This window comes from Paenibacillus puerhi (assembly GCF_009846885.1).
GTDB classification, from domain to species: domain Bacteria; phylum Bacillota; class Bacilli; order Paenibacillales; family NBRC-103111; genus Paenibacillus_G; species Paenibacillus_G puerhi.
Window position 1 is genome coordinate 149,088 of record NZ_WUWM01000006.1, and the last position, 18,661, is coordinate 167,748.

15 protein-coding genes are annotated in these 18,661 nt (G+C 49.3%); 4 read left to right on the plus strand and 11 right to left on the minus strand.

The annotated features are described in order from the left end of the window. Positions 1–54: 54 nt before the first annotated feature. From GSF01_RS07295 to GSF01_RS07305, 3 genes are read right to left on the minus strand one after another with little or no spacing between them, the layout of a single operon-like run. A complete protein-coding gene (locus GSF01_RS07295) occupies positions 55–2,289 on the minus strand; it encodes a helix-turn-helix domain-containing protein (RefSeq protein ID WP_159882394.1) in 2,235 nt (744 codons plus the stop codon). 6 nt (positions 2,290–2,295) lie between these two features. After that, positions 2,296–3,153: a carbohydrate ABC transporter permease gene (locus GSF01_RS07300; RefSeq protein ID WP_159882396.1), complete on the minus strand. Its 858-nt coding sequence runs from the start codon at positions 3,151–3,153 to the stop codon at positions 2,296–2,298. Between the two features lie 9 nt (positions 3,154–3,162). Then, positions 3,163–4,050 carry an ABC transporter permease gene (locus tag GSF01_RS07305; protein WP_159882398.1) on the minus strand — a complete coding sequence of 296 codons (888 nt, stop codon included), beginning with the start codon at positions 4,048–4,050 and terminating at the stop codon, positions 3,163–3,165. 396 nt (positions 4,051–4,446) lie between these two features. Between GSF01_RS07305 and GSF01_RS07310 the strand changes: the two genes are divergently transcribed. After that, on the plus strand, positions 4,447–5,544 hold the full coding sequence (locus GSF01_RS07310) for an amidohydrolase family protein (RefSeq protein WP_159882400.1): 1,098 nt from the start codon (positions 4,447–4,449) through the stop codon (positions 5,542–5,544). On the opposite strand, the gene GSF01_RS07315 is transcribed toward GSF01_RS07310, so the two are convergent. Next, positions 5,541–6,419: a helix-turn-helix transcriptional regulator gene (locus GSF01_RS07315; protein WP_159882402.1), complete on the minus strand. Its 879-nt coding sequence runs from the start codon at positions 6,417–6,419 to the stop codon at positions 5,541–5,543. The genes GSF01_RS07310 and GSF01_RS07315 overlap by 4 nt on opposite strands. 99 nt (positions 6,420–6,518) lie before the next feature. Here GSF01_RS07315 and GSF01_RS07320 point away from each other — a divergent pair, with 99 nt between their 5' ends. Beyond that, positions 6,519–6,890, plus strand: coding sequence for a Rieske (2Fe-2S) protein (locus GSF01_RS07320; RefSeq protein WP_159882404.1), 372 nt, complete (start codon positions 6,519–6,521; stop codon positions 6,888–6,890). Positions 6,891–6,985: 95 nt separating this feature from the next. On the opposite strand, the gene GSF01_RS07325 is transcribed toward GSF01_RS07320, so the two are convergent. The 3 genes from GSF01_RS07325 to GSF01_RS07335 form a co-directional block, all read right to left on the minus strand. Continuing rightward, the gene (locus GSF01_RS07325; protein WP_159882406.1) at positions 6,986–9,310 is read right to left on the minus strand and encodes a helix-turn-helix domain-containing protein; all 2,325 of its coding nucleotides are present in this window, start codon (positions 9,308–9,310) and stop codon (positions 6,986–6,988) included. A 154-nt stretch (positions 9,311–9,464) separates the two neighbouring features. After that, positions 9,465–9,899 carry a VOC family protein gene (locus GSF01_RS07330; RefSeq protein ID WP_159882408.1) on the minus strand — a complete coding sequence of 145 codons (435 nt, stop codon included), beginning with the start codon at positions 9,897–9,899 and terminating at the stop codon, positions 9,465–9,467. A gap of 45 nt (positions 9,900–9,944) precedes the next feature. Continuing rightward, entirely contained in the window at positions 9,945–10,382 is a 438-nt protein-coding gene (locus GSF01_RS07335) for an SRPBCC family protein (protein ID WP_159882410.1), read from the minus strand. A gap of 520 nt (positions 10,383–10,902) precedes the next feature. Between GSF01_RS07335 and GSF01_RS07340 the strand changes: the two genes are divergently transcribed. Beyond that, the gene (locus tag GSF01_RS07340; RefSeq protein WP_159882412.1) at positions 10,903–12,021 is read left to right on the plus strand and encodes a mandelate racemase/muconate lactonizing enzyme family protein; all 1,119 of its coding nucleotides are present in this window, start codon (positions 10,903–10,905) and stop codon (positions 12,019–12,021) included. 72 nt (positions 12,022–12,093) lie between these two features. Here the strand turns inward: GSF01_RS07340 and GSF01_RS07345 are convergent, their stop codons facing one another. Then, a complete protein-coding gene (locus GSF01_RS07345) occupies positions 12,094–12,891 on the minus strand; it encodes a DUF2935 domain-containing protein (protein WP_159882414.1) in 798 nt (265 codons plus the stop codon). A 318-nt stretch (positions 12,892–13,209) separates the two neighbouring features. On the opposite strand from GSF01_RS07345, the gene GSF01_RS07350 reads away from it, so the two are divergent. Beyond that, on the plus strand, positions 13,210–16,479 hold the full coding sequence (locus GSF01_RS07350; protein ID WP_159882416.1) for an FIMAH domain-containing protein: 3,270 nt from the start codon (positions 13,210–13,212) through the stop codon (positions 16,477–16,479). A gap of 118 nt (positions 16,480–16,597) precedes the next feature. Here GSF01_RS07350 and GSF01_RS07355 read toward each other — a convergent pair whose 3' ends face one another. From GSF01_RS07355 to GSF01_RS07365, 3 genes are all read right to left on the minus strand, one after another. Next, the gene (locus GSF01_RS07355; RefSeq protein ID WP_159882471.1) at positions 16,598–17,500 is read right to left on the minus strand and encodes a DsbA family protein; all 903 of its coding nucleotides are present in this window, start codon (positions 17,498–17,500) and stop codon (positions 16,598–16,600) included. A 25-nt stretch (positions 17,501–17,525) separates the two neighbouring features. Beyond that, entirely contained in the window at positions 17,526–17,840 is a 315-nt protein-coding gene (locus GSF01_RS07360) for a winged helix-turn-helix transcriptional regulator (protein ID WP_159882473.1), read from the minus strand. 138 nt (positions 17,841–17,978) lie between these two features. Beyond that, on the minus strand, positions 17,979–18,659 hold the full coding sequence (locus GSF01_RS07365; RefSeq protein ID WP_159882418.1) for an MBL fold metallo-hydrolase: 681 nt from the start codon (positions 18,657–18,659) through the stop codon (positions 17,979–17,981). Positions 18,660–18,661: the final 2 nt, after the last annotated feature.

An 18,661-nucleotide genomic window follows, 5' to 3' on the forward strand; every position in this document is an offset into this window, starting at 1 on the left:
AGCAAAACATGAGACTTCTGCAAGAACGGCGACTTTGGCACTTCCTGACTTGATTTATGCTCTCTGATGCAGCTGCCTGTATCTGCCTGGGGTAATCCCTTCGTACTTGCGAAATATCCGGATAAATGAGTTGCGACCCATGTAACCGACGTTCTCGGCAACATCGTCAATCTTCATATTCGTAGACAACAACAGTTCCTTGGCCTTGGCCAGCCGGTATTTAGCCACATACTCGACGTACTTCTCGCCAACCTCTTCCTTGAAGGTGCGGCTGAAATGGCTGACCGACATATTCGCCCGTTCCGCCAACTGTTCGATCGAATGATCGCCGGCAAAGTGTTGGTGGATGTAGTCGAGAATATCGGCAATTTGCCGGCTCGGGTCACGCGGCATGTCCCTGCGGAACAATAGAAAGTGAATATCGTGAAAGCACAGCTTGATTTCATCCCAGGTGACGCAGCGGTTCAACTTTTCGTATAACTCGGAGTAAAAGGGGATATTTAAATCATTGCGATCCTTTTCCAGCGCGCGGATCCAGGTATTCAGTACGTCGGCACATATCGTTTTCACTTGATAGGCGCTAGCTTCCTTTCGCATGCCGGCATCCAGCAGCTCATAGAACAAGTAGAGCAGCTTTTTATCTTCGCCGCTTTTGTACAGATTAAAAATTCGCTTGACCTCGTCGCCGGTCAGAAAGCTATCCAGCAGCATCCGGTCATCCCAGGCATTTTCCTCACTGAATATTTCAACTCGGGGATGAAGGCTTTTATAGCGCAGCATCGCAAGCGCGGATTTATAGGACAGATGCAAATCTCCGATCTCGTTCACAGTCTTCCCGATCCCGATCGTCGCCTTGAAGTAGTTGCTAAACAGCGCCAGAACCAGCTCTACAATCCCAGCCGCCTCCGATGGACCGAAGTGCAGCACAGCATCATGGTTTACGATACAGGCCAGTTGATCCGACCGGGGCTGGCATAGCCAAACAACCCCCGGAGCGGCTTTAGTAATCCGTTCCTTCAGTTCCGCTACCGTGAACGACTTGGTCGTTTCGGACAATTGTTCGTACACCGCCGAATAATACTGAATCTCGATGCAGAGAACCGTCTTGGCCATTTTCGGATGACAGTCAAAATCGATTTCCTTGGCGTAATATTCGATGGACAGGCTGTCGCGGTATTCGCCTAGCAGCATCTTTGCAATAAAATCCTCCTGCACGATCGGCGCCATGCCGCTGATCAAGGCAGTCAGTTCCTTATTCTCGGCTTTGATCTCACGGATCGGCTTGTAGAGCCTTCGGCTCAGCGTATAAGAGACAATAGCTCCCACAATCAGGAGAAATGCCATAAACCAGATGCTCAATGTGCGAATCGAACGTGTCGGCTTTAACAAGGTGCCCAGATCGATATAGCTGACAAAATGCCATGCCTCGTTATAGCTGGATTGCAGGACGGATAACGCCCGCTTCTGATTGGACAGTATAGTCATGCCCTCCGGTTCTTCCCGGACGATATCCAGCAAGTCCGCCGCTTCCATATCGATGTGCCCGGATTGGGCGATGATCGTACTCATCCGGTCGAGAACGATCGTCCCTTTGACCCATTCTTCTTGGATCCGGATCTGCTGGGCCAGCTTGTTCTGATCCAGATTGACGGCAAGGTAGACATCGGGCTCCTGCGCATTGAACGGATAGCTCATGATGACGGATAGATGAGGACTGGAAGAGCTCAGTGAGTCCTCATACCCTATTTTTTCGTACACCGCATATGGCTTTGAAAAGCTCATCATTTTTTTGCCCGTAAAAGTGGCTTCATACTCCTCGCGGACCTTGGGATCTACCTGGTAGAGCTGGTTGAAAAACACAGACTTGGATGAGTGGGTTCCCTGACTAACCACCAGATCCTGATGGGCGAAATACAGAAAAGCTCCCGCCACACTATCCTGAGTGCTCAACGTATTTAATTGGTTGATCAGCCTATGCGCTTCTTCGTAATACTCGAACTGTTCGGATTCGTAAGAGACCAGCCTGGCTGCACTTTTCATATTGGATGAATTAAGCAAGTTGATCATCTGATTCTGTATGGAGGAGAACAGTGCATCCGTTTCTTCGGCATAGCTGCGAAGGAGCACCTGATTCGACTTCTCAGCCTCGACCTCTACCAACTGCACAACGAAAAAATAGGTGAATATGCTTGCCGCCATAACAGGGACCAGAAAAAGAATAAAGAAACTGATGAAAAATTGAGAGAACAACGTGAGGGGATACAAACGCAGTCCGCTCATCCGCTTCATAAGGATCTACCCCTTTACTCCGCCAATCATGCTTCCTTGTACAAAATATTTCTGAATGAACGGATATACGCACAAGATGGGCAAGGTGGCAATCGTAATCAGCGCGTATTTCAAGGTTTCGACATGATCGGCGTCTCCCTCACCTTGCGGGATGTTGCCCGCAACCAGATAGCTCCGGATCATGATCTGCAACGGCTGGAGCTTACTGTCATTCAAATACAGCAAGGCATCGAAGAAAGCGTTCCATTGGCCGACCGCCGTAAACAATCCGATCGTCATCATTACCGGCTTGGATAATGGAATAATGATTTTCGCAAGCACCTGCATAGAGCTGCAACCGTCTATTATCGCCGCTTCCTCTACTTCTTCCGGCAGTCCTTCAAAGAAAGTGCGCATGATAAACAGATGCCACGTGCTGATCAATGACGGCAGGACGATCGCCCAGATCGTATTCAACAAATTTAACTGCTTCACAACCAGAAATGTTGGTATCATTCCTCCGCCAAATACCAGCGTAAAGGCAGCCATCAGCAGGATCCATCTTCTCCCCTTCAGCCATCGCTTGGCTAACGGATAGGCCATCGCCGATGTCGCGATCAATGTGAGCACCGTATGTACAACCGTATATCGGATCGTATTCCAATAGCTGAGCCACAGCTGTTTATCGCTTATAAAATTTTTATAGGCAGCGAACGTAATACCCTTGGGCCAGAGCAGAACTTGGCCGCTTGCCACCTTGGCATTATCGCTGATCGAAGCTGATAGGACGAACATCATCGGATATAGCATGATGACGATCACCAGGAGCATGATCACGACATTAACCGCATCAAACAGCTTTGAGCCGAAGCTTTTGTTATCCATAAGTTCCTCCTACCACAAGCTGGTCTCCGAGTATTTTTTGACAATACGGTTGGCGGTTACGACGAGGATAAAGCCTATAGCCGATTGAAACAAGCCGACTGCCGAGGCGAAGCTGAAATCCGCGCTCAAGATCCCTCTCCGATAAACAAACGTATTAATCACATCTGATGTCTCGTAGGTCATCGGGTTATACAGCAGTAGGATTTTCTGGTAGCCGGTCTCCATAAAGTTACCTAGATTGAGCACGAATAGGATAATGATGACCGGTATCATACCGACGAACGTAATATGTCGCATTTGCTGAAAACGGTTGGCGCCATCCATTTTCGCCGCTTCATACAAGGATGGATCGATACCGGCGATGGCTGCCAGATACAAGATCGTGCCCCACCCGATGCCTTGCCAGATATCCGAGCCCACGTAGATTGTCCGAAACCACTCGGGTATCCCAAGGAACATGATCGGCTCCATGTCAAATATTTTCGATAACAGGTTGTTCACAATGCCCGTAGTCGGCGACAAAAAGGTAACGAGAATGCCGGCGATGATGACCGTAGACAGGAAATGCGGCATATAGCTGATACTTTGAACAAACTGCTTGAACTTTTTGTTTTTGATCTCATGAAACAGTAGAGCCAGCATGATAGGTGCTGGAAAGCTAAACAGCAGGCCGTAGATATTCAGCATTATCGTATTGCGGATCAGCTTCCAGGAATCCGGCGTATGATAGAAAAATTCGATAAAATGTTGAAGCCCGACAAACTTGCTCCCCAGTATGCCTTTGCTGACCGAATAGTTTTGGAACGAAATGATCAGTCCATACATCGGCAAGTATTTGAAAATAAGATAATACAAAATGCCGGGAAGCATAAGCAAATATAAAGCCTTATGCTTCATGAGATAAGCCCAAAACGGAAACCGTTTCGAAAATGAGATTGGCGCTACCTCGTGCCGGCCTACAGCTCCAGTCCTATCGCTCTTGGTTGACAACACACTTCACACTCCCTACTCGAATCAATTCCTGTGATTACGGTTACAGCCGGTGCAGGCATTTCTAACCTTACGCAATCGCAGGCTTCTCGTAAAGCATGCGTTTTTCCCATGTACCTTTTTTTGCGTAAAACCCGCTACAATGCTCTATTTTCGGCCGTCGTGCAAAAAACGAGACGGTGAATAATTGAAGACTCCCCTCCAAACCTTACAAATTGATAAAGATCATTACATTCTGACATTGTTTATCCGCCTGCCCGTTCCGTATAATGGGGTCATTCAAATAGAAGGAGGCGACACATCATGTCGGCTGACAAACGTTCCATCATCGATGTGGATATTCATCACAACACACCGAATGTACAAGCGATCTATCCTTACTTGCCCCAAGTCTATCGCGATCAGATTGATGAGTGGGGCTTATTGCTTCCGAGCTATCCATTTATGAATGGTGGGAAAGGGGGCAGACGCGTGGACGCGGCTCCTCCCGAGGGCGGATCTGCTGGGTCTTCACTTTCCTATATGCAGAAGCATTACTTGGATCCGTTTCATGTAGACTACGGTATTCTAACGGGGGAATTTTACTCGGCAGGCACCATTGCCGATGTGAAATATGCCGAGGCTCTATGCAGGGCCTATAACGATTATACGCGTGACCATTGGCTTGCACAGGACGACCGACTGAAAGGGTCGATCGGCATTCCCAAGCAGAATCCTCAGATGGCCGCAGAAGAGATCAAGCGGTTGGGCGGCGACCGGCGTTTTGTGCAGGTTCTCGTTCCGGGGGGCGCCGAGAAGCCTTACGGTAACCCGCTCTACGATCCGATCTTCGAGGCGTGTGTCGAGCATGAGCTCGTCTTCACGATTCATATCGGCAATGAAGGCCAAGGCGTCAACCCGGCCCCTACCGGCGCCGGTTATCCCAGCTATTATATCGAATCCCGCGCAAGTCGCACGCAGGTCATGATGGCACATATGGCCAGCCTCATCTTCAACGGGGTATTCGAGAAGTTTCCGACTTTGAAGGTGGTTATGCAGGAAGCGGGGGTCATGTGGGTGGGACCGTACTTGTGGAAGCTGGATCAGGATTGGAAGGGACTCCGCTATCAGACGCCCTGGGTCAAAAAAGCGCCCAGCGAGTATTTTCGCTCCAACATGTATGTATCCTCGCAGCCGATCGAGCTGACGCCCGATCCGGCAATGTTCAAGCCTATGCTTGACTCGATATGGGCGAATGAAACGCTGCTGTTCTCCAGCGATTATCCGCATTGGGATTTCGATTCGCCGCGACTGGCCTTCCCTAAGCTGGACCCGGATTACCGGCAGCGGATTTTCTACGACAACGCCGCAGAGCTATACAAGCTGCCGGCGCGCACCGATCCGCAAGCTACGAGGGCTTAGGTTGGATTGTCGGAGACGCGCCTTCTCCATTTGCCGGGGGGCATGTCATAGTATTTGCCGAATGCTCGATTAAAGGAATACGGGTCAGGGTATCCCAACGTCAAAGCGACCTCCTCGATTGTAAGAATGTCCGCCTGCAGGAGTTCTGCTGCCTTCTCCATCCGCAGCTTCTGCAGGTACTTCATAGGGGTTAGCCCGGTCCGCTCAGTGAATACTTTGGAGAAGTGCACCCGGTGCACCGACACATAATCGGCGACATCGTGGACGGTAATTTTCTCCATGTAGTGTGTATGCATGTACTCCATGCATCTTGTCAACCAAACCTCCTGCCCCGCGGAACGTAGCGGGGGAGCCGACCGGATCATCAAACTGAATATTCGGTAGAGCAAGGAGCAGACCTCGACCTGCCTCCTTTCGTCCACTGGCTGTCGCGTATAGAGCTGCCTGAGCACCAGTTCCAGCTCTGTGTTCACAACCTGCCGCACGTAAGGCTTATCAGGCGTAAAGCCGCTCCAGTTCAGCAATTGCTCCGCCTGGGGACCATCAAACGATATCCAGGTCATCTGCAGCTCAGTCGTAGTTGTGCTTCCCACTCTTCGGTAGCGGTACACGATGCCGGGAAACATGGCAAATACGTCACCTTTGTCCAGAACGATATGCTGTCCGGAGTAGCTTATCTCCAATTGTCCGTCTCTGATGAAGTGCAGATTGAAATATTCCAGCAACCGCGGTCCGATGTGATAGCTTGGCCTCGCACGCGTAAGGCCTGTATTAAGCGGCCACAGCCCGCCGCTTCTGGCGAATGGATCTGGAATATAGAATTGCTGGACGGCGGTTTCCCGCTTCTCGATATCCTGATTATCCATGTTAGGCATGAAAATTCCTCCTTCATCCGTTCACACAACGCGAGGTTGAACGGATTATAGCATGCTCGTCAAGGAAAATAAATAATTAAAAAGATCAGGTGACCTCTCATGACACTACACTATATCGGATTAATTGCGGATTACCCGGAAAAAGAGCGCAAAGTGATCGAAATAAACGGGAAAAGCATCGGCATCTTCCGTCTGCAAGGCAAGCTATACGCTGTACTTAATTATTGCCCGCATCAAGGCGCGCCCTTATGCGAGGGCTTCGTCAGGCCCTGGCTGAACTCCCCTGCGCCCGGGGAGTTCGGATACGAGCGGGAAGGAGAAATTCTCCGCTGTCCTTGGCATCAATGGGAATTCGATATAAAAACTGGCTGCATGGTCATTGACGGCAAGGTACGTACCAAAACCTACGATGTAACCGTCGAAACCTTTAACGTGTCGGAAGAGGACGGCAAGGTGTATATCAAAATGTAGGCGACCCGCTTGGAAACCAGCCAGGCGAAGAAGCCCGATTCCGCTTCTCTTGCAGAAGAAGTGGAGTCGGGCTTCTTCGGATGCGGGTGCTTTCGTTAAGATTGATGCATAGACCGATATTGCCCGGGGGTTACACCCTCATATTTACGAAATAGGCGGATCAGCGAATTTCTCCCCATGTAACCGACTTTTTCGGCAATATCATCGATCTTCATTTCGGTTTCAAGCAGATACTTTTTTGCCATCGACAGCCTGTATTTCGAAATATATTCTACATATTTCTCCCCAACTGCTTCTTTGAATGTCCTGCTGAAGTGGCTTTCCGACATGTTTAATTCACTGGCGAATCGCTCCACAGACAATTCCTCGTCAAAGTGGGTATGAATATAGTCCAAGATATCGGCCAGTTGGTCACGCAGATCATCAGGCTGCTTCATCTGGAACAGCATAGAATGAATATGCTCGAAGGTTTGCTTAAGCTCCTCCCACGTTACACAACGGTTCAATTGGTCAAACAAACCGGAGTAGAACGAGATGCTGAAATCATTGCGTTCTGTCTCCACAGCTCGTATCCAAGAATTCAATACATCGGAACACAGACTTTTGACCAGATAAGCAGTCGCGTTCTTCCTAAGCGCCGTATCCAAAAGCTCATGCACCGACTGCAGCAAGACCGCATAGTTGCGAATTTTGTACAGATTAATTATCCGGTTCACTTCATCATTGGACAGAAATCCGTCGATAGATGTCTTATCCTCCCAGACACTGTCTTCATGAAAAACCTCCACCCCTGCATTCAGTCCCTTATGCTGCAGCATGGCTATAGCCGTGTTGTAGGACAGATGGAGCTCCCCGATTTCGTGAACCTTTTTTCCTACGCCGATAGTAGCTTTATAGTAACTGCCGAATTGCTGCAGAATTTGCTCTAAACAGCGGGTAACTTCATGTATATCCATCCGCAGGAAGGTGTCTTTATGCAGAATGCACGCCAGTACATCAGTTCTTGTCTGACATATCCAGACCATGCCTGGAATGGATTTCTGGATGTGTTCCCTCACCTCTAATTGCATAAATGACTTCGATGTCTCTGAGATGTCTTCGACCACCCGAGCGTAGTATTGAATGTGAATACAAATTACCGTTCTAGTCAGCTTCGAGTCGAAATCGAAATCAATCTCCTTGGCGTACAACTCAATAGACAGGTTGTCACTGTATTCTCCCAACAGGATCTTACTAATAAAGTCCTCTTGAACAATCGGAATCATACTACTGACTCTATCACTTAATTCTTTATTTTTTGATATTAGCGAAGTCGAGGCCTGCTTGATATAATCGTAGGCGTTGCCGCTCCGTTGCACTGGCAGTATAGTCGCATGATGTGCACTCAGTCCGTCTTTGATTTCCTTGATCGGCTTATACAGCTTTTTACTCAAATAGTAGGAAAGTATGCCGCCTAAAATAATGAAAAACGTAAGGAACAGCAGGCTGAAATAACGAATTCGATTGGCCGGTTCCAGCATAGTCTCCATATCTACCATGCTGACGTAATACCACGAGGGGTTGAATCCGGATCTCACGAAAGATACCGCCTTCCCGCTGATCTCTACATAGAGTTCTCCTTCGGTCACGGAATGGAAGGGAATGAACGTTTCTTGCGGCTGACTCGTTGCTTTACCGGTTTCACTGATGAAGTTCCCTGCGTGATCAACGATGGCGGTTCCTATCACCCACTCCTCATGAATACGGATCTGCTTGCTGATTTCTTCACGATCCATAGTGACAACTAAATACACGTCCGGCTCTGGGTTGTTATACGGGTAACTCATCACAGCGGAAATATGGGAGCTTGCCGATACGGCCGCATCCGAATAAATCGTTTTATAGTCCACCCTGTACGGCTTTGTGAAATGCATCATTTTTTTTCCAGTAAAAGTATCCAGGTACCCCTTCAAATCTGACTCACCCACTCGATACGCGGATTGAAAAAAAGCTTCTTTATCCATTTCCATGTTATAACCTATGATCAGGTCATGCTTGGGGAAGTAATAGTAAGCATTCGAAGCGATATCTCGACTGTTGAACGTATTCAACTGTTCCATCAGGGAATGTGTGATCTCATAATAGGGAAGATCGCGCTCCGGTTCTTCGAATTGTCGGACAGCACGATTCAGATTGGAATTATTGAGAAGATTGATCATATTAAGCTGAAGAGAAGAAAACACCGTGTCTGTCTTATCGGAAAAATTACGCATAATTATATTGTTGGCTTCTTCCGCTTCGTTCTCCATGAGCTTTACAACATATACATAAGTAAGTACGCTTGCAAGAATAACAGGTATTATAAAAAGGAAAAAGTAGCTCGCAAAATATTTCCAGAATAAGGCAATGCTCACTGGACGAAATTTGAAAATTCGTTTCACCTAGGCTCAACCCTCTTTGCTGTGTATATGACTCTATATTCACACAATAGCTTATGGGTTGGCAAGGAACAATAGCAATACAAACCAACCGAGCCTCCTGCCCAGTACGGGGACAGAAGGCTTGGTTGGTCATGGAACAGAAGTCTACATACGATTACTGCGAATGCTCTACAGGCACATTCACTTGGAAAATAACCCCGAACTTGTCCTTTATGATTCCGTATAAAGGGCTCCAATCTGTCTTCTGCAGAGGCATGACAACTTGTCCGCCCTCTTCCAAGGCTGCAAAAATTTCTCTCGCTCTTGTCTCTTCCTTGGGATGGATGGAAATCTGAACCGTATCGCCGCCTGGCTCATAAGGCATGCCTGGGAACGTATCGGAGAACATGAGATCCGCTTCGCCGACTTTTAAGTGCGCATGCATAACGCGAGCCTTAATGTCCTCGGTCAACGGATGATTCGGGTCCTCCGGCATATCTCCGAATGTCATGATGCCAAGTATTTTCCCGCCAAGCGCTTTCTCGTAAAAATGGACCGCTTCCTTCGTGTTGCCGTCAAAATTCAAATACGGGTTAATCGTGATAGACATCCTCTAACAGCCCCTTTGACATAGTCTGGACAGCCTCACTTGTACTTATTCTTCCTCTTTTGCCATTTCCGCATACTTTTTAAAATTGTCTAAAATCGCCTGCCATCCGGCCTGCTGCATATCGACGGCATTGGTTTCTTCCGCTTCGAACGATTCGACGATCTGCGTGTCGTTGCCTTGGCGTATAAAGGCGATCTTCACTTTTCTGCCGTCACCCAACGTATAGGAGAGGCTCTCGTTCGTACTCACCTCGTCATATACGCCGCCGAAATCAAATCCAAAGCTGCCGTCCTTGGCTTCCATCCTAGAGACGAATTTGCCGCCAACCTTCAGGTCATTCTCGGCGTATGGCGTGTGCCAGTCGTCGGATGCGTTATTCCATTGTGTAATATGCTTCGGCTCCGTCCAATATTGCCATACCTTCTCGACGGGACAATGAACGGTCGTTTCCACGGTTATCGTTACTGGTGTGCCTGTTCCCATAATATACCCTCCTTCGATATGAACCCATTACCAATACCTATAGTAGCATATAAATGGCATTTGGGTTTCTTATAGATTGCTATTCTCATAGAATAGCTTCGAACCTTAACATGCTAAGCGCTATGAATATTACGCCTGCTAGTCTGCTGATTAAGCTCCATTTCCGTTTTAGTATGCCTTTATTATAAGGTTTAAGACCAAGATAAAAGAATTCCCAACTTTTTTGCGGGAAAAGCAGGCAGAATAAGCCGATTAGTAAAACTGCGAATGCAATAAAAAAAGACATCATCATTTTCGCTTACCTCACTCTATCGTCGATGTGGCTGCCGTCCGCTTTGATCAGATCAGGGGGCATGTCCATCCTGAATGCGTTGTTCGACGTATCTTCCATTATTATACAGATACATTCAGTATTATAATAAGAAAATTATTCCTTAATTGCAAATGAACATGTAAGCCATACTATCTTGGAAAAGGAAACGTACGCGGTTCATATTCCAGATACGGGAGGTAGCGTCCTTTGCATATAAGCAAAATTGAGACATTTCCATTGTTTCACCGTCTCTCAAAACGATATGGAGATGCAAATGGCATGAAGTCATACCGGACCTGTTTTTTGATCCGGATCATAACCGATTCGGGCATCGAAGGCTGGGGAGAATGCGTGGATTGGCTGCCAACCTTGCAGAAAGGCTTTCAGGAACGTATCATTCCCTATTTAATGGGCAAGCCGGTTGTTGATCGGGCCAAAATGGTTCAGCATATAAAAAAATGGCATGCACGTTCTGCCGCAGCCGTAAGTATGGCCCTAACCGAAATCATGGCCAAGAAAATGGGCGTTTCCATATGTGATATGTGGGGCGGTAAATTTCGGGAGAAGGTTCCAGTCTATGCATCCTTTCAATCCTATTCGGAAGATGGAAGCTGGCAAAGGAAATCACTTTCGGATATTGAAAAAGCAATTCGTTCAGGATTTGACCGGATCAAGGTCAAGGTGGGCGGAAAAACGATCACCGAGGATCAAGAGCATATGGTCTCCGTTCAGGCCATGTTAGAAGGGAAAATCGGATTAGCTATTGATGCAAACCAAAGCTACGACCTGGCAGCTACTTTACGCTGGCAATCCTTGCTCGATCATTGGCCTAATCTCCTGTGGTTGGAGGAACCGCTCAAGACCGATCACATTACCGATTATGCGCTTTTAAGAAGCCGATTGAATGCCCCTTTGGCCGGTGGTGAAAACGTAGAGACGGCGGCGAAGTTTCTTCCTTTTCTCACCGAGCATGCCCTTGACTTCATTACCCCAGATCCTATGCATACATCCGGATTGGAAGGTTACAGAGAGGCATTAAGCTTGTCGAGGCTTTTTGGCATTCGCGTCACGCCTCATACCTATGATGGAGCTTTATCCCGTCTGTATGCGCTCTTTGCTCAAGCGTGTTTGGAGCCTTGGAGCAAGATGGAAGCGGACGCGATCGAGCCTGTGGAATGGGACGCGATGGAGAACCCTTTTGCCGAGCTTATTCCGCTCTCCCCTTCTTTCGGAAACATTACCCTTCCAAGCGGCATAGGAATCGGGTTAGAGCTTGATGTCGATAGGCTTGCTTTTTACCAATGGGATGGCGCAAGTTATGGGTAAGCCATATAATCAGACAGCTCGGGAACAACCTCGGCTTAGCCTGGATATACGATAGAGCTCTGGCGGGATCTTCTATGGCTCGATTCTAGGCTTGGTCGGGTTGCAATCCGGTCTAGGGACTAGTCCTAGCTGCCCTAGCTTCGTCAAGTAATAACATTCCTCCCTTAGCATATGATCCGGAATGAGAGGCATGATGCGGCCGAGCAGCTCTGCCGTGATACCCAGCTCTTCAAGCTCGCCTAAGAAGCCCCGGAAGTATTTCATCTCCAGATCGACCTCTTGATGAAACCTCCTGAATGCAGGGAAGTCTTTCATTTGTGTACGCATATATCCGGCCATTTCAATACTTTTCATATAGAACTGTTGAAAATGCTGTTCGAACTGCTCGCTCTTCTGGATTAATCTTTTCTCCACAAAATCAAGATCCGCGGCAATCGCAGATGCATGACCTGCAGCATCGGGGAGCCACAGAAAGTCGTGATGAAGAGCATCAAACAGGGGAACGGGCTTCCCTTCCGCCAGGTCCGTAACGATACGCAAATATTCCTCTAACTCATTCACCATGTGATTAATGAAGGTTGGCGGAAGTGAGATGGTAATTTTCTTAAGGAGACTTCGTTGTAACAGGCTCAGCTTAAATTGGCGAAATTGTCTCGTCAACGATAGAGCCTCCCGAGCGAGAGGTAAAGTCTCCGTATCAGATTGCGCATTTCGGGCCAGTTGCAGAAGCCGGTCGAACGACTGAATAAAAAAATGGGCGGATTGGATATCTTTCGTTTCCCGGGGCGACAACGCATTTTCTATAAACCTGCCATGATCACCTAATATTTGAAGCCAGAACCGATGCTCGAACAGGGCGGATTGACTCAACGAACATACGCCTCCTTCTGTCTGTTTAGCGCAAAGCCATACGAAAACGTATGATAGAATAACGAACTATATAACCGCACGGCGAGAATATAACCCTCTCCTCTATAGTCAACACTCCAATCCTAAGCGGCATCAACCAATCCAACATTTGACGCCCAATCCTTAATTTGTGTGCCCCTTGGCTGAATGATTGATTGCCCCTGTTTGAAAGCGCTATCTATAATGGACTTGTAATTGCCGAATCATCCAAAAACAAGGAGGTGGACAGTAAAGGTTCAATTTCATTCTTTCCAAAAACCGTTTATAAGGAGGCAGCAAATGAAGTATTATATGACCTTATTGTTAGTCTTGGCGATGACCCTATCTAGTTTTCCCCCGCAGGCGCCGATCGCACGGGCCGACAATTCCATGCTCCCGGCCTTCCCCGGCGCGGAAGGCTTCGGTTATGCAACCCCCGGGGGCCGCGGCGGAGAGGTTTATCATGTGACGAGCTACGAGCTTAAGGGACCCGGTACTTTTCATGATGCACTAATGACAACCGGTGAGACACCGCGCACCATCGTTTTTGACATCTCGGGCGACATCGAGATTCCCCAGATCGTGGTGAGGAATAAATCTCACATCACGATTGCAGGTCAGACGGCTCCAGGGGATGGCGTAACGATCCGGGGGAATAATATCCGGTTCATCGACTCCAGCGATATCATTATCCGCTACCTGCGTTTCCGCATGGGGGACACCGCCGTCAACGACGATACGATGTACTTTGAAGACTGCCAAAATATCATCATCGACCACTCCACGTTCTCCTGGGGGACGGATGAAGTGCTTTCGATCAAAAGTAAGGATTACGACAATCCGCGATCCCGAAATATTACCGTACAATGGTCCATCATCTCCGAAGGACTGCTGACGCACTCGATGGGCGGCTTAATCGAGATGAATACGATCACGATGCACCACAATCTTTATGCCCATAACAACGACCGGAATCCGAAAACGAAAGGTCAAATCGACTTCGTAAACAACATCGTCTACAACTGGGGCGGCTTTCCCTATGTGGCGGGCGGCGAATCCGGGACAAAGGGATACGGAAACGTAGTTGGGAATTATTTTATCGCAGGTAAAAATTCGGCCGATCCTCAGTATGGCGTCGTCCGCGGCAACGAGAATTATCAGGTGTATCTCGAAGACAACCGGATTGACAGCAACAAAAACGGTCAGCTGGACGGCATCGATGCCGGTACCGGCATCATTGAGGCGAAGAAGCCGAGCGTCGTAGTGCCGGAGCGTTTCGAATACCCGCTCGTTCACACGCAAGCTCCGGAAGCAGCGTATGAGCATATTTTGAATTACGCGGGCTCTTCCCTTGTGCGGGATGCGGTGGATACGCGTGTCATTAACAGCGTAAGGAATCAGACAGGCGTGATCATCGGCAATGAGCAGGATTTGGGCGGCTTCCCGCTCCTCAAGCAAGGCACTGCCCCTGCCGATCAGGACCGGGACGGCATGCCCGATGAGTGGGAGCTTGCGAACGGACTTAATCCGGCCGATCCGGAGGATCGAAACGGCGACCGTAACGGGAATGGCTACACGAATCTGGAGGACTACCTGAATGAGCTGGCGGCCCCCGGGTTCCCTGCTTCATACCCGACGACGCCCCCGGCGTGGCCCGGTCCTCCCTTCACCCCTCCGCCTGTAGAGCCGGAACCTACTCCTGATCCGGAACCGGTGGCAAGCATCGACGGAGACATGGTCCGGCATGTCGTGATTAACGATAACAGCAGCAGCGGCAGCACGAACGCGGCTAACTGGTCCGTCCAGCAGGATCTCCAGCTGGGAGACATCGTGTTCGGAGATCGAATGACCGGCAGCAAGGTCTACAGGTTCGAATCGATCCCGGAACACTTGAAGGGCCGGGAATGGATTCGCTCGGCCGTAGGCTCCAGAAGCGCGACGAACCATGACTTGATCTCCTTCTATCTGGCGGCCGATGCCGATGTATATGTCGCCTATGATACAAGGATTACGACAGAGCCCGAGTGGCTTACGGCCCAATACGAGGATACGGGCGAGTTAATCGCGGACAGTCAGCCGGTGGAGTATAAGCTGTACAAAAAGCGTTACGCCGCAGGCACCCATGTGGTGATGGGTTCGAACAATAACACGTCGAAATGTCCTTATTTTGTAATCCTGAAGCCGGTGAGTCCAGAAGCTGAGCCACCTGCTGAAGCTCCTTCAGATCTGACCGGGCAGCTGACAGACGGCCCAGGTGTGCAGCTGAATTGGTCGCCCGTAAACGGAGCACACGCTTATCTCATCTATCGCTCCTCATCCAAGGACTCCTTGTTTAAGGTTGTGGCCAGCACCGATGCTGCAGCTTATACCGATACAGCCTTGGAAAAAGGAGTCGCTTATCGCTATCAAGTATCGGCTCTATCCGCAGGAGGAGAATCCCCTCATTCCGCTGCGGTCGAGCTGTTCACCTTTGACGCATCGCAGCCTGCGCCCTCCGCACCGTCGGATTTGAGTATTGCCGCTGCAAGAAGCCTTTCCGTCGAGCTGCGGTGGACGCCGGTAGAGGGGGCGGTAAGCTACAGCGTCTACAGAGCGACAGGATCGGATGCTGACTACATGAAAATAGGCACGGTTTCGGCCGCCGTCTATACGGACAAAACGGTAAGCCCTTCCACTTCCTATAGCTATAAAGTGACGGCGACCGGAATTGGCGGAGAATCTGCGGCTTCGGAGAGCGTCTTGGCGACGACAAAGTCGCCGGTGAGCCTGCCCGAGGTGCCTGAGGGTCTGACGGCTGCGGAGGTTTCGACTTCCTCTTTTGCCATCCGATGGAATCCGTCGACTCGAGCGGAAAGCTATAACCTCTACAGAAAAGCGGATGGCGAGGAGTCTTTTGCTAAGATAGCCAGCAGCACCTTGCCCTACTATGTTGATGACAGCATCAGTGTGAGTCATACAGGCTACCAGTACAAGCTATCGGCCGTCAACGAAAGAGGCGAAACGGCGCTGACGGATGAGCTGCGGATCGCAATGCCCGTACCAGCCGCGCCTTCCGACCTTACGGTCGGGCTGGTGGGAGAAACATTTGTCGGACTCATCTGGACCTCCCACGGCGGGGAAACCCAGGTCAATGTGTACAGGGAAGCGAACGGCATCGTCGAAAATGTAGGATACGCCAAGGTTCATACGTACTACGACCGCACGGCTGTGCCTGGCGTTGCTTACACCTATTACATCAAGGCTCAGAATGCTGCCGGACAATCCGCAGCGTCCAATCGCGTAACCGTCACGCCCGGATTCATGACGGTTCTGGAGAACTATATGGATCAATTTAAGGCAACCGGCGATGTAACGGGTCCTCTCGCTTCTCAGCTGACCAACAGTCTGAAGCAAGTTAAGCATCATCTTGATAAGGGAGCGGATAAACAGGCGATGATGTTCCTGGAAAAATTTCTGGAACAGCTCGGTAAGGAAAACATGCAGCAGACTATTTCTTCAGAGGCTTATCTCACCTTGAGCCATAATGCTGAGTTGTTCTTGGCTCGGTTGAAACAGGCTCATGCCGGTTAAGCCGTCCTAGAACGGCCAAGCTCGCTTCAGCCATGCAGAAAAAAACAACCTAGCCTCCGTTAGTCGGGGCTAGGTTGTTGCCTGTTTCCAGGGCAAATGATCGGGGTCAAAGCCTAGTTTATAGCTTTTCAATATAGAATTCTCCAAGTTGGATCTGGCCCTTGTAAGTATCCGCCGGAAGCATTTCTTGAGTGAAGGACTCAACCTCAGTTGCTTCAAGATCGTACATGACTTCAATCTCTTTGGCAAACAAAAGACTTTCCTGATCCAAGAGCTGCTTCAAGTCGGGAATCTGACGAGCTTGAAGCGTCTTACCCGGCAGCACCTGCTTCAGCGCATCAACGTAAGTATGCAGTTTTTTTGCTCCTACGATTTTGACACCTTGTTTCTCTTCATTGACCATAATCACGGTCGGGAATCCGCGTACGCCAAGCGATCCGGCAAGTGCAAAGTCTTCCTCCAGCAACACTTGCGCTGCCGTTCCCTCCGCTTCCTTAACGATTTTCGCTCCATCGAGACCCAATTGATCGACAAGATCGATCAAGACCTTCTCCTCCCCGATATTCCGATTAAAGGCAAATACGGCTTCCCTTGCACGGCGTAAAAAGGTCTTCGCCATCTCCTCGTTCTCGCGTTGGATCATTTTGTACACGCGGGAAGGCGGATAGGAGGATTGGATCGGATCGGACAGCCATAGCGACCCGTCGATTGGCATGCGGGAATGCTCCCCGACCTCTCTCCAGTGCTCTGCTACATCGGCTGGACTCCCGATCCCGTTACTGACATCGGCAAAGCCGTCCCAGCTCTTCAATAGCCCGCCCATGACGGTTTGAAGTGTGAAATAATGCCCGTATTGCTTTTCGAAACGCCGGAGCTCAGGCTCCAATGCCCAGCAATGCGAACAGATCGGATCCGTAACATAATATAAATCGACCTTTTTTTGAGGCTGGTTAAAATCAATAACCTCTATGCTCTCGTCTCCTACTTCCCCGCATACACCCGTTTTGATATCGCAAACCATCTGTTTCAATCAGATCCACTCCTCTTTATTGGTCTTTATATTGCTGCGCCCATTGCTGAATTGGCTTTAACGCCTCAGTCAAAGCTCTACCCTTTCCTGTCAGCACATAAGAAATGTTCACAGGAGTCCCCGCCGTTACGTTCTTCTCAATCAACCCATGCTCTTGGAGCTCGACCAGCTTTAGCGAAAGAGCCCTCGGAGTAATTTCCGGCAAATCCCTCTTCATATCCGAGAAATGAGCCGTATGCTGCTGACACAACGAAAGGTAATGCAAGATCAAGCCGTTCCATTTCTTCCCGAGGATTTCGAATGAATACTCCAGAAAGGGACATGTTTGAATAATGGGATTCACCACCTTTATAATTATATTATACTTACTATACAGAATATATCAAGTATACTTTTTATATTAAATAAGCCCTCATCGTCACATGGACGGATGAGGGCTTCACGTGCAAGGAAGCTTTGCAAGCTTAATTCAAACGTATTGCAAGTTCGACAAATTTTGATTTTTCCGCATCCGGTAAGCGATGAATTCTTCCTTCGTCTGAAACTGAAAATACATATTGTACATATGCAGATAGTGCATCGGCTGGCCGGGCAGCTCGCCGAACGCATGGCCGGGATGCACCCTGATCTGAGGATGAACCAGCGATTTGATCCGCTGGACGCTCTCGAACATCGCGCCGGCATCCGAGCCATGAGCCGCGCAGACGCCGCAGCCTTCGATGAAGATCGTGTCCCCGGTCATCAGATCGCCTGAAAGCAGGAAGCACGAGCTGCCGAAGCTGTGGCCAGGAGTTACCAAGCAAGTAATCGTGGTTGCCCCCAGCCTGATGACCTGCCCGTCCTCGAACGCCTGCAGGCCATTGCATTGGAAGCCGTAACCTTCGATCTCCAGACGGGACATCCAAACGGCAGGAGCATATTCCCTGGTCAGCCTGGGGACAAGCTGGACATGGTCAGTATGCGAATGCGTCAACAGAATGACCGTCAGATCGGCTTGGAGCTCATCCAGCTTGCCGGTTACGGCAGCATGATCCCAGGCGGGATCGACGACGCAGGCTTGTCTTGTTGCCCGGTCCACGATGACATAGCAATAATTGACCAGTCTGCCGGAGACGACCCGAAGCCGGTGAAGCTCATAAGGAGCAGTCATGG

Excerpts from the sequence above, each read along its gene's own strand:
- GSF01_RS07315 (WP_159882402.1), bottom strand. The coding sequence starts at position 6,419 with ATGCCTAACATGGATAATCAGGATATCGAGAAGCGGGAAACCGCCGTC.
- GSF01_RS07295 (WP_159882394.1), bottom strand. The coding sequence starts at position 2,289 with ATGAAGCGGATGAGCGGACTGCGTTTGTATCCCCTCACGTTGTTCTCT.
- GSF01_RS07350 (WP_159882416.1), top strand. The coding sequence starts at position 13,210 with ATGAAGTATTATATGACCTTATTGTTAGTCTTGGCGATGACCCTATCT.
- GSF01_RS07305 (WP_159882398.1), bottom strand. The coding sequence starts at position 4,050 with ATGAAGCATAAGGCTTTATATTTGCTTATGCTTCCCGGCATTTTGTAT.
- GSF01_RS07320 (WP_159882404.1), top strand. The coding sequence starts at position 6,519 with ATGACACTACACTATATCGGATTAATTGCGGATTACCCGGAAAAAGAG.
- GSF01_RS07365 (WP_159882418.1), bottom strand. The coding sequence starts at position 18,659 with ATGACTGCTCCTTATGAGCTTCACCGGCTTCGGGTCGTCTCCGGCAGA.
- GSF01_RS07330 (WP_159882408.1), bottom strand. The coding sequence starts at position 9,899 with ATGTCTATCACGATTAACCCGTATTTGAATTTTGACGGCAACACGAAG.
- GSF01_RS07355 (WP_159882471.1), bottom strand. The coding sequence starts at position 17,500 with ATGGTTTGCGATATCAAAACGGGTGTATGCGGGGAAGTAGGAGACGAG.
- GSF01_RS07335 (WP_159882410.1), bottom strand. The coding sequence starts at position 10,382 with ATGGGAACAGGCACACCAGTAACGATAACCGTGGAAACGACCGTTCAT.
- GSF01_RS07310 (WP_159882400.1), top strand. The coding sequence starts at position 4,447 with ATGTCGGCTGACAAACGTTCCATCATCGATGTGGATATTCATCACAAC.
- GSF01_RS07300 (WP_159882396.1), bottom strand. The coding sequence starts at position 3,153 with ATGGATAACAAAAGCTTCGGCTCAAAGCTGTTTGATGCGGTTAATGTC.